At 72.7% G+C, this 12,274-nt stretch carries 4 protein-coding genes; 3 read left to right on the top strand and 1 reads right to left on the bottom strand.

Translation table 11 applies throughout. The annotated features are described in order from the left end of the window. Positions 1 to 9 precede the first annotated feature (9 nt). Positions 10 to 864: an SDR family oxidoreductase gene (locus ACWD01_RS32580; protein ID WP_451166984.1), complete on the top strand. Its 855-nt coding sequence runs from the start codon at positions 10 to 12 to the stop codon at positions 862 to 864. A 40-nt stretch (positions 865 to 904) separates the two neighbouring features. Next, the gene (locus ACWD01_RS32575) at positions 905 to 3,616 is read left to right on the top strand and encodes an amino acid adenylation domain-containing protein (protein WP_451166924.1); all 2,712 of its coding nucleotides are present in this window, start codon (positions 905 to 907) and stop codon (positions 3,614 to 3,616) included. Here ACWD01_RS32575 and ACWD01_RS32570 read toward each other — a convergent pair. After that, complete coding sequence (locus ACWD01_RS32570; protein WP_451166922.1) at positions 3,607 to 4,197, bottom strand: hypothetical protein; 591 nt, start codon at positions 4,195 to 4,197, stop codon at positions 3,607 to 3,609. The two genes, ACWD01_RS32575 and ACWD01_RS32570, sit on opposite strands and share 10 nt — an antisense overlap. Positions 4,198 to 4,355: 158 nt before the next feature. On the opposite strand from ACWD01_RS32570, the gene ACWD01_RS32565 reads away from it, so the two are divergent. Next, positions 4,356 to 12,274: amino acid adenylation domain-containing protein (locus tag ACWD01_RS32565; RefSeq protein WP_451166920.1), on the top strand; the 7,919-nt coding region annotated here is incomplete at its 3' end.

Below are 12,274 nucleotides of genomic sequence, written 5' to 3'. Positions count from 1 at the left end.
CCCGCCGCCATGACGGCCGGTCGCGAGCAGGCGCCGCGTGCGCTCCTGAGGGGCAAGACCGCCGTCGTCACCGGCGCCGCCCGGGGCCTCGGCAGGGCCTGCGCGGTGCGGTTCGCGGAGGAGGGTGCCGACCTGGTCCTCGTCGATGTCGGCGGGGACCTGGCCGGGGTCCCGTATCCGCTCGGTTCCGGGAACCAGCTCGAGCACACGGCGAAACTGTGCCGGGCGCACGGCGCCGCCGTCGTCACCGTGACCGCCGACGTGCGGCGGCCCGAGGCCGTGGAGGAAGCGGCCCGGCAGGCGCTGGACCGGTTCGCGGCCGTGGACGTCCTGCTCAACAACGCGGGCATCGCCGCTCCCTCCGGGAAGGCCGTGCACGAGATCGCCGAGGAAGAGTGGGACCTGATGGTCGGCATCGACCTCACCGGCGCCTGGCGGATGATGAAGGCCGTGGTCCCGGCCATGGTGGAGCAGCGGTCCGGCAGCGTCATCAATGTGGCGTCCACGGCGGGGCTCGTCGGCTACCGCCACTTCGCCGGCTACGTCGCCGCCAAGCACGGCCTGATCGGCCTGACCAAGGCGGCCGCCCTCGACTACGCGCCGTTCCGGGTACGGGTCAACGCGCTGTGCCCCGGATCCGTCCGCGACGACCCGCTCAACGAGGGCCGGATGCTCGCCGAGATCGCGCGCTCCCTCGACGTCGACGTCGACGAGCACGAGGAGATCTTCGTCCAGTCGCAGCCGATGAACTCCCTCATCGAGCCCCAGGACATCGCGGGCGCGGCCGTCTGGCTCGCGGGGGACGACTCCCGGCAGGTCACCGGGACCACGCTCACCGTCGACGGCGGTTTCAGCGCCCGCTGACCCGCCCCCACACACCTCGCACTGCTTCAGGAGTCCCGCCATGTCGAGAAGTCAGGCCAGGTCCTGCCACAGCCTGGTGGTCCGGGTGCCGGGCCCGGTCGATGCCGCAGAACTGGAGCGCCGCCTGCGTGCCGGAGCCGCCGGCTCCTGGCCGCGGACGGCCGCACGGCTCCGGCTGTGGGAGGAGGCGCTGCCCTTCGGCGCCGGCCACCCGTCCGCCCTGCACCGGGTCGCCGCGGAGGCCGAGCGGCCGCTGCACGCCGGGGGGCCGCCCCTGCGCGCCGTGCTGGTGCGGTACGCCGACGGCGACGCCGACCTCGTCCTGGTGGCCCGGCACGAACTCACCTTCGACGAGCCCCGCTTCACGTTCGGCCGCGGCACCGGGGCGGCCCTGCCGCGCGAGGACGCCGCACCGCCGCCGGAGTGGGGCCTCGGCGATCCGGCCCGCGCGGGCCGGACGGGCGAGGTGCCGGTGCCCCTGCCCGGCACCGCGGGCGCCGACGACGCCGTGCTCACCGGGGCGGCCCAGCTGGTCCTGGCCCGCTACGGTACGGGCCGGCCCGTCGACGAGTCGCAGCGCACCGGCGACTTCCTCGCCCGGCTGCGAAGGGCGCACGGCGAGTCCCTGCCGGGCATCGGCCTGCGCATCGACACGGCCAGGCCCGGGGAGCGGAGACTGCCGCACCTCGCCCCCGCCGGACCCGCGGAACTCCACTTCCGCCGGCACGAGGACGGCACCGTCACCGGTGTGCTCCGCCACGACCTCGGCGCGCTGGACCCGGCCGTCGCGGAACGCTTCGCCGGTCACGTCGCGCACGTGGCCGGTCAGTTGGCAGAGGACCCGGACCGCACGCTCGACGCGGTGGAACTGATGCCTCAGGACGAGGCCCGGTCCGTGCTGCGGCTGGGCGTCACACCGGCCGCGGGCAGTGCCGTCGCCGCCGGCCGCACCCTGCACGGGCTCTTCTCCGACGTCGCCCGAGAGCGTCCCGACGCGGTCGCCCTCACGGCCGGTGACACCAGCCTCACCTACGCCGAACTCGACGCGCGCTCCGAGCGGACCGCCGCCGGCCTCGTGGCCCTCGGCGTGGCCCCCGGCAGCCTGGTCGGCGTGGCCCTCGAGCGGAACGCCGACCTGGTGGTGACGCTGCTCGGCATCCTCAAGGCCGGCTGCGCCTACGTGCCCATGGACCTGCGCTACCCGGAGGAGCGGCTGCGCTACACGGTGGAGAACGCCGGGGCGTCCGTCGTGGTCGGCGGCGCCGACGAGCCGTTCCCCGACATCGCGGGCGTACGCGTCGTCACCCCCGCCGAACTGGGCGACCTCGGCGACGGCGGCGGCGTTCCGCCCCGCGCGGAGGACGGATCGGCGACCGCGTACGTCATCTACACCTCCGGGTCGACCGGGCGGCCCAAGGGCGTCGTCGTGCCGCACCGCAACGTCGCCGCCCTGCTGGAGGCGACCGTTAAGGACTTCGGGCTCTGCGGGGACGACGTGTGGACGCTGTTCCACTCGAGCGCCTTCGACTTCTCCGTCTGGGAGATCTGGGGCTGCCTGCTCACCGGCGGCCGACTCGTGGTCGTCGACTACTGGGTGACACGGGACACCGACCTCTTCCACGACCTGCTCGTCCGCGAACAGGTCACCGTGCTGAACCAGACCCCGTCCGCGTTCGCCCAGATCGTCGAGGCGGACCGGCAGCGGCGCACGGAACTCTCGCTGCGCCTGGTCGTCTTCGGCGGCGAGCCGCTCGACGTGCGGATGCTCGCCCCCTGGTTCGCCCGGCACTCCCACACCGACTGCCGGCTGGTGAACATGTTCGGCATCACCGAGACCACGGTCCACGTCACGGCCCACACCGTGACCCCCGCCGACGTCCTCGCCGCCGGGCGCAAGGTCGGCCCCGCGATCCCCGGCTGGTCCCTGTCGGTGCGCGATCCTCGTGGCAGGCTCCTGCCGCTCGGCGTCCCCGGAGAGATCTGCGTCGGCGGCGCCGGCGTCGCCGACCGCTACCTCGGGCAGCCCGGACTCACCGCGGAACGCTTCGTCACCGACCCGTACGGCGGCGGCCGGATCTATCGCAGCGGCGACCGCGGGCGGCTGCGCCCGGACGGCAGTCTCGACCACCTCGGCCGGCTGGACAGCCAGGTCAAGGTGCGCGGCCACCGCATCGAACTGGACGAGATCCGCAACGTCCTGCTGAGCCACCCCGCCGTCGCCGGTGCGGCGGCCGTGCTGGGCCACGACACCCCGGGCGACTCGGCGACCGCCCGTATCGACGCCTACGTGACGCTGCGCGCGGCGGTCTCCACGGCCGACGTGCTGGCCCACGCCCGCGGTGTGCTCCCCGTGTACATGGTCCCGGCCTCCGTGACCGAACTCCCCTCGATCCCCCTGACCATCAACGGCAAGGTGGACACCGCGGCCCTGCCGGCGCCGGAGGCGGCGAGGCCGGACCGGGACCGCTCGACGGGCGGGTCCGGGAGCGCGGGGGCGGCACAGCCGACGGGACCGCTCGACGGGGAGACCGACACGCTCACCGAGTGGATTCTCGGGCTCTGGGGCCACGCGCTGAACACCGACGTCACCCTGAAGGACAATTTCTTCGAGCTCGGCGGCAATTCACTGCTGGTCATCCGGGTGCTCCGGGAAATGCGCGAACAAGGCCTGCCGAAGGTCGCGACTCAGGACTTCTATCGCAACTCGACGGCAGGCCGGTTCGTCGAACTCGTGCGGGACGCTCAGGGCTGACTCGGGCTGTCTGCGGGCCGCTGTGCTGAGCGGCCTGCAGGCTTCTTACGTTTTCCGTCGACCCGGCGCTTGATGGCGCCGAGGACGGAGATCCTGACCACGCCGCTCGGCATCCGGATAACCGTCCAATAGCGGCCGAAGCTGCGCCGGGTCTGCTCGTCCGTGGCGAGAATCCGGGTCTCCGTGGTCAATATCCCGTCGGCATAGCGCACATTGAAACCGACCTTGGTGCAGCCGGGCTCCGCGTAGTCCCGGAACGCCTCGTGCATCGGCTGCTCCGGGGTCACGGGGCCGGCCTGCGAGCCGATGCCCCCGTACAGGAACTCGTCCTCACCCAGGGCCAGTACGGTGTCACCGCCCATGGCGAAGTCGTCGAGCACCCGGCCGTCGGGCCGCAGCCGGTTCCGGGTGAAGGCCAGCAGGAAACGGGCCACCGGCGCCTCGCGCCAGGTGAGCTCCCGGGCTGCCTGCAGCACTTCCTCGCGCGGCGCCTCCATCGCCACCCAATGGCGCTCGCGAAAATGCCATTCGGGCATGTAGTGATCGAGCAGCGTTGCCTCTGATTTCGTGTCTCCGGTCATACCGGCGACGCTAGCACGCGCCCCTGAAGGGGGACTTGGTGTCCGGTGGCAACTTTCTGCAACTGCCGTTGTCCCGGCCGAAAGCGGACTGTTAGACATGGCCAAGTTGCCATGTTTGGCAACTTTCGTTTTCATCACTGCATTGAGGGTGAGTGGCTGTGTCTGACGTTCGGGGCGCCCTTCTTCCGCTGACCGCCGCCCAGTCGGGTGTGTGGTACGCGCAGCAGTTGAATCCGCAGAACACGATCTTCAACACCGGTGAATTCCTGGAAATCGCGGGCCCGGTGGACGCCGATCTGTTCGAGGCGGCTCTGCGGCAGGTCGTCGCCGAGGCCGAGACCCTGCGGCTGCGCTTCTTCGAGGCGGACGGCGGCCCCGTCGCCCGGATCGTCCCGGCCGACGGCTTCGACCGGTACCTGCACGTGGTGGACGTCCAGGGCGAGCCCGACCCGGTGGCCGCGGCCCGTGCCTGGATGGCCGAGGACTTCGCCAGGCCCCTGGACCCCGAGCACGACCAGCTCTTCCTCTTCGCCCTGTTCAAGATCGACGACGACCGCTACTTCTGGCTGCACCGCTACCACCATCTGCTGGTCGACGGCTTCACCGTCAACATGGTCGCCCGCCGGACCGCGGAGGTGTACTCCGCGCTGGTGGCCGGCGAGGACGTTCCCGCCACCCCCTTCGCGCCCCTGGCCCGCCTCCTCGAAGAGAAGGCCGGCTACCAGGACTCCGAGCGCTTCGCCCGGGACCGCGCCTACTGGATCGACCGGCTCAAGGAGTGCCCGGAGCCGGTCAGCCTCTCCGGCGAGCAGCCGGCCCTGGCCCGTTCCCTGGCCCGCCGCACCGCCCATCTCGCGCCCGCGGACACCGACCGGCTGCGCGACCTGGCCTCGGACGCCTCCGTCACCTGGCCGCCCGCGCTGGTCGCGGCCGTGGCCGCATGGCTGCAGAACCTCACCGGCGCCCCGGAGATCGTGCTCGGCCTGCCGGTCTCCACCCGGCTCGGCCGCACCGGCCGGAGCGTCCCCGGCATGGTCTCCAACGTGGTGCCGCTGCGCATCGCCGTCGCGCCGGACCTGACCGTGGGCGAGCTGCTGACCCGGGTGTCGGCCGAGATGCGCGCGGCGATGAAGCACCAGCGCTACCAGTTCGAGGACCTGCGGCGTGACCTCGGCATGCTCGCCGACGATCGGCGGCTGGTCGGACCGCACGTCAACATCATGATGTTCGACTACGACGTCACCTTCGGCGGACACCCGGCCCAGCCGCACAACCTCTCCATCGGCCCCGCCGACGACATCTCCTTCATCGTCTACGACCGGGGGACCGGCGCCGGGCTGCAGATCGACTTCGACGCCAACCCGGACCTCTACGAGGACGACGCGCTCCGCGCCTACCAGGAGACCTTCCTGGACTTCCTGCACCGGCTCGGCTCCGCCTCCCTGGACGAGCGGGTGGACTCCGTCAAGCTCGCGGCCGAGCAGGTCGCGGGCCTGCCCGTACGCCGCCGGACCACCGAAGCGGCGCAGCAGGAGTCGCCCGGCGTGGTCGGCGGGCACCGGGCGCCGCGCACCGCGCAGGAGGAGGCGCTGTGCCGCCTCTTCTCCGATGTGCTCGGCGAGGACGTCGTCTCCGTCGACGACAACTTCTTCCTCCGCGGCGGAAGTTCGCTCCAGGTGACCCGGCTCGTCGGCCGGATCCGGCGGGAGCTGAACGCCGAACTGACGCTGCGCACCGTGTTCGAGAACGCCACCGTCGCCACCCTCGCGGAAGCGCTCGGTTTCGCGCCGGGCGCCAGGCCGGCCCTGACGGTCCGCCCCCGGCCGGAGCGGCTGCCGCTGTCGGCCGCGCAGAACCGGCTCTGGTTCCTGAATCAGATGGAGAGCGGCGGCGCGGCCTACAACGACGGCCTGACGGTGGAGCTTTCCGGCCGGCCGGACGTCGAGGCGCTGCGCACGGCGCTCGCGGACGTCGTGGCGCGGCACGAGAGTCTGCGGACCGTGTTCCCCGTCCACGACGGCGCGCCGCACCAGCACATCCTCGCGCTCCGGGACGCCCGTCCCGAGCTGCTCACCGCCGACATCACCGACGGCGAACTCGAGCGCGAGCTCGCCGCGGCGGCACACCGCGGTTTCGACCTCGCCTCCCAGATCCCGGTGCGGGCGCATCTGTTCTCCACGGCGCCCGAGCGCCACGTCCTGCTGGTGGTCGTGCACCACATCGCGGGCGACGGCTGGTCGGTGGCGCCCTTCACCCGCGACCTGTCGGCGGCCTACGCGGCCCGGCTCGGCGGCGACGCACCGCAGTTCACGCCACTGCCCGTGCAGTACGCCGACTACACGCTCTGGCAGCAGGAACTCCTCGGCGACGAGAGGGACCCGGCGAGCGTCCTCGCCCAGCAGATCGCGCACTGGCGGACCACGCTGGCCGGACTGCCGGAGGAGCTCGCCCTGCCGGTCGACCGGCCGCGTCCCGCGGTGGCGAGCCACGAAGGCGGAAAGGTCGAGCTCCGGCTCGCCCCGGACGTCCACGCCCGACTGCGGAGCATCGCCCACGAGAGCGGCGCGAGCGTGTTCATGGTGGCGCAGGCGGCCCTCGCGGCGCTGCTGAACCGGCTCGGCGCCGGCGACGACATCCCGGTCGGCACCGTCATCGCGGGCCGGACCGACGAAGCCCTCGGCGACCTCGTCGGGTTCTTCGTGAACACGCTGGTGCTGCGTACGGACGTGTCGGGCGACCCGACGTTCCGTGAACTGGTGGAGCGGGTGCGGGAGACGGACCTGGCCGCGTACGCCAACCAGGACGTGCCGTTCGAGCGGCTGGTGGAGATCCTCAACCCGGTGCGTTCGCTCGCCCGCCACCCGCTGGCCCAGGTCACCCTCGCCCTGGAGGACAACGAGGCGCCCGTGCTGGACCTGCCGGGGATCAGCGCATCCCCCCGCGGACTGGAGACGGACACCGCCAAGTTCGACCTCGCGTTCCGGCTCGGCGAGCGCTTCACCGGCAGCGGAGAGCCGGCCGGGGTCGAGGTCCGGCTGGAGTACGCCCGCGACCTGTTCGACGAGTCCACCGCGGCCGGCGTCGGGCAGCGCTTCCTCCGGCTCTTCGAGGCGGTCACCGCCGACCCGGACGACCGGATCGCGGCCGTGGACATCCTGTCCGGGGAGGAGCGCGAGAACCTCCTCACCGGCTGGAACGACACTGCCCGGGACGTCCCGTACGCCACCGTCCCCGAGCTGCTGGCCGAACAGGTCCGCACCGCGCCGGACGCGGCCGCCCTCGTCGCCGACGACGTGTCCTACAGCTACCGGGAGCTCGACACCCGGGCCGCACGCCTGGCGGCGCTCCTGCGCGACCGCGGCGTCCGCCGCGGCGCGTCCGTGGCCGTCGCCCTCGGACGCTCCGCCGACACGATCGTCTCGCTCCTCGCCGCGATGAAGGCGGGCGCCGCCTATGTGCCCGTCGACCCGGCCTACCCCGCGGACCGCATCGCGTACATCCTCGACGACGCGCGCCCCGCACTCGTCGTCACCACCGGCGCTCTGCGCGGCGCGCTCCCCGACGGCGGGCCCGAGCAGCTGCTGCTCGACGAGACCGAACTGCCCGCCGAGGGTCACACGGCGAGTGGGCTGACGCCGCAGGACGCCGCGTACGTCATCTACACCTCCGGCTCCACCGGACGCCCCAAGGGCGTCGTCGTCAGCCACACCGGTGTCGCCAGCATGGCCGCCGCCCACCGCGGCCGGCTGGGCGGCGGGGAAGGCCACCGGGTACTGCAGTTCTCCTCACCCAGCTTCGACGCGTCGATGTGGGAGATCCTGACCACGCTGCTGAACGGCTCCACGCTGGTGGTCGCGTCCGCCGAGCGGCTGGCCGCCGGCGAGCCGCTGGCCGCCCTGCTCGCCGAGCGGGAGGTCACCCACGCCACCCTGCCCCCCGTCGTGCTCGCCGCGATGGGCGACGCGCGACTGCCCGCCGGGATGACCCTCGTCACCGCCGGAGAGGCATGCTCCGCGGAGCTCGTCGAACGCTGGGCTTCCGGCCGGAGGATGGTCAACGCCTACGGCCCCACCGAGTCGACCGTCTGCGCCACCATGAGCGCCCCCCTGCGCCCCGGCGCGGGCACCCCGACCATCGGCCGGCCCATCACCAACACCCGCGTGTACGTGCTCGACGCCGGCCTGCGCCCGGTACCCGCCGGCGTCCCCGGCGAGCTGTACCTCACCGGCGCCGGCCTCGCCCGCGGCTACCACGCCCGCCCCGCGCTCACCGCGGAGCGCTTCCTCGCCGACCCGTACGGCGCCCCGGGTTCCCGTATGTACCGCACCGGCGACCTCGTGAGATGGACCGCCGACGGTGAACTGGAGTACCTCGGCCGCGTCGACGACCAGGTCAAGATCCGCGGCTTCCGCGTCGAGTTGGGCGAGATCGAGGCACGGCTGCTCACGCACGAGGACGTCGCCCAGGCCGCCGTGATCGTCCGCGAGGACCGCCCCGGCGACAAGCGGATCGTCGCCTACACCGTCGCCGCCGACCCGGCCCGCCCGGCCGCCGACCCGGCCGAACTGCGCGGCCACGTCGCCGCGGCCCTGCCCGACTACATGGTGCCCGCCGCCGTCCTGCTCCTGGACCGGCTGCCGGTGACGGTCAACGGCAAGCTGGACCGCAAGGCGCTGCCCGCGCCCGACTTCACCCACCTCAGCACCGGCCGCGCCCCCCGCACCCGCCGGGAGACCGCGCTGTGCGAGCTGTTCGCCGAAGTGCTCGGAGTCGAGGCCGTCACCATCGACGACGGCTTCTTCGACCTCGGCGGCCACTCCCTGCTCGCCACCCGCCTCATCAGCCGCGTCCGGACCGCCCTCGGCGCCGAACTCACCGTCCGCAACCTCTTCGAGGCCCCCACCGTCGCCGCCCTCGCCGAGCACCTCGGTGACGCCGGTCAGGCCCGTGAGGCACTGACCGTACGCGAGCGCCCGGCCGAGATCCCCCTCTCGCACGCCCAGCGCCGCCTGTGGTTCCTCAGCCACCTCGAAGGCCCGAGCGGCACCTACAACCTGGGGCTGTCCCTGCGGCTCGGCGGGCACGTCGACTCCGACGCCCTGGCGGCGGCGCTCGCCGACGTCACGGCACGCCACGAGGCGCTGCGCACGCTGTTTCCCGACGTGGACGGCCGGCCCCGCCAGCTCGTCCTCGACGCCGGCGACACCGAGGCCCGCCCCCGGCTGCACCTCGCCACGACGGACCCCGACGCGCTCGACGAGACGCTGAGCGCCGCCGCGGCGCAGGGCTTCGACGTGGCCCGCGAGATCCCGGTCCGGGCCCACCTCTTCACCCTCGCCCCCGACGACCACGCGCTCCTGGTCGTCGTCCACCACATCGCCGGCGACGGCTGGTCGCTCGCCCCGCTGGCGCAGGACCTGTCGACGGCGTACGCGGCCAGGATCGGCGGCGTCGCGCCGGAGTTCGCGCCGTTGCCGGTGCAGTACGCGGACTACACGCTGTGGCAGCGGGACGTGCTCGGCGACGAGGACGACCCCCGCAGCGAACTGTCGCGCCAGGTCGACCACTGGCGGACCACGCTGGCCGGCCTGCCGGAGGAACTGCCGCTGCCGGTGGACCGGCCGCGCCCGGCGGAGATGAGCTACCGCGGCGAGACGCTCGGCTTCACGATTCCCGCAGAGCTCCACGCACGCCTCTCGGACGTCGCCCGGGAGACCGGCACCAGCCTGTTCATGGTCCTCCAGGCCGCACTGGCCACGCTGCTGCACCGCCTGGGCGCGGGGACGGACATCCCGATCGGTTCACCGATCGCGGGCCGCACGGACGAGGCGCTCGACGACCTGGTCGGCTTCTTCATCAACACGCTGGTGCTGCGTACGGACGTGTCGGGCGACCCGACGTTCCGTGAGCTGGTGGAGCGGGTGCGGGAGGCGGACCTGGCCGCGTACGCCCATCAGGACGTGCCGTTCGAGCGGCTCGTGGAGGTGCTCAACCCGGAGCGCTCCATGGCCAGGCACCCGCTCTTCCAGGTCTCCCTCCAGCTCCAGAACATCCCGGCGTCCGACCTCGCCCTCCCGGGCGTCGAGGTCCGCCGCCAGCCCGTCCGTCTGAACACCGCGAAGTTCGATCTGTCGTTCACGCTGGCGGAGTCGGTGGAGGGGATCGAGGGGAGCGTGGAGTTCGCGGTCGATCTGTTCGACCGGGAGTCGGTGGAGGTGCTGGCGGCACGGCTGGTGTCGGTGCTCGATGCGGTGGCGGCTGATCCGGACGTGCGGGTCGGTGCGGTCGAGGTGCTGGACGCGGTCGAGCGTGAGCGGGTGCTGGGCGAGTGGGCCGGCGCCGAACAGGCCCTGGCGCCGGTGACGTTCCACGGGTTGTTCGAGGCCGCGGTGGACCGGCGTCCGGACGCGCCGGCGGTGGTCGGTGCCGGCTTCGAACTGTCCTACGCGGAGTTGGAGGTGCGGGCCAACCGCTTGGCGCACTGGCTGACGGGCCGGGGCGTGGGGCCGGAGGGCGTGGTGGCGCTGGTGCTGCCGCGTTCGGTGGACATCGTGGTGGCGCAGCTGGCGGTACTGAAGGCGGGGGCGGCGTATCTGCCGGTCGATCCGGATTATCCGCAGGAGCGGATCGACTACATGCTCGACGACGCCCGGCCGGTACTGGTCCTGCGCGAACTGCCCGAGCTGTACGAGCGGTTGAGTGACGAGCGTCCGGCGGTTCCGGTGTCTTCGTCGGGTCCGGCGTATGTGATCTATACGTCGGGGTCGACGGGGCGGCCGAAGGGTGTGGTGGTTCCGCACGGCGGTCTGGCGAGTTTCGCGGCTGCGGAGGTCGAGCGTTTCGCGGTCGACGGTGACAGCCGTGTGCTGCAGTTCGCGTCGCCGAGTTTCGATGCGTCGGTGCTGGAGCTCGTGATGACGTTCGCGGCGGGCGCCGCGTTGGTGGTGCCCCCCGCGGGTCCGCTGGCGGGTGAGGTGCTGGCCGAGGTGCTGGAGTCGCAGCGGGTGTCGCATGCTCTGGTGCCGCCGGCGGCGCTGGCGAGTGTTCCGGCGGGGGAATATCCCGACTTCCGGTCCCTGGTGGTCGGCGGGGACGCGACGTCGGCGGAGTTGGTGGACCGGTGGGCTCCGGGGCGTCGGATGGTCAACGCCTACGGTCCGACGGAGTCGACGGTGGCTGCGACCATGTCGGCGCCGCTGGTGGCCGGTTCGGGAGTCCCGACGATCGGCACGCCCATTCCCAACAGCCGTGTCTATGTGCTGGACGGTGGTCTGCGTCCGGTTCCGGCGGGTGTGGCGGGTGAGCTGTACATCGCGGGCGCCGGTCTGGCGCGCGGGTATCTGGGCCGGCCGGGGCTGACGGCGGAGCGGTTCGTCGCCGACCCGCACGGACCCGCCGGGACGCGGATGTACCGGACGGGCGATGTGGCCCGCTGGACCCGGAACGGCGAACTCGAGTATCTGGGCCGGGCGGACGACCAGGTCAAGGTCCGCGGGTTCCGGATCGAGCTGGGTGAGATCGAGACCGTCCTGGGCGCACATGAGGCTGTCGCCCAGGTGGCGGTCGTGGTGCGGGAGGACCAGCCCGGGATCAAGCGTCTGGTCGCCTACGCTGTCCCGGCCACCGGCACTAACGCCGGCACCGGCACCGGCCTGGACACGGACGCGCTGCGGGCCCATGTGGCGGCGAGTCTCCCGGACTACATGGTGCCGTCCGCGTTCGTCGCCCTGGACGCCCTGCCGTTGACCGTCAACGGCAAGCTCGACCGCAAAGCCCTCCCCGCACCCGAGTTCACCGGAGCCGGCGAGGGACGGCAGCCTCAGACCGCCAAGGAAGAGATCCTCTGCGGCATCTTCGCCGAACTCCTCGGCCTCGACTCGGTCTCCGTCGACGACAGCTTCTTCGAGCTGGGCGGTGACAGCATCGTCTCGATCCAGCTGGTGAGCCGGGCTCGTAAGGCCGGGCTGGTGTTCTCGGCGCGCGAGGTGTTCCAGCACCGCACGCCGGAGGCGCTGGCGGCTGTGGCCGTCAGCTCCTCCACGGTGCGCGCGGAGGACCCGGAGGCGGCTCTGGGGCT

Source organism: Streptomyces sp. NPDC002835 (assembly GCF_053591995.1).
Note: the sequence above shows the minus strand (reverse complement) of the source record. Positions and strands in the feature narration are given on the sequence as shown.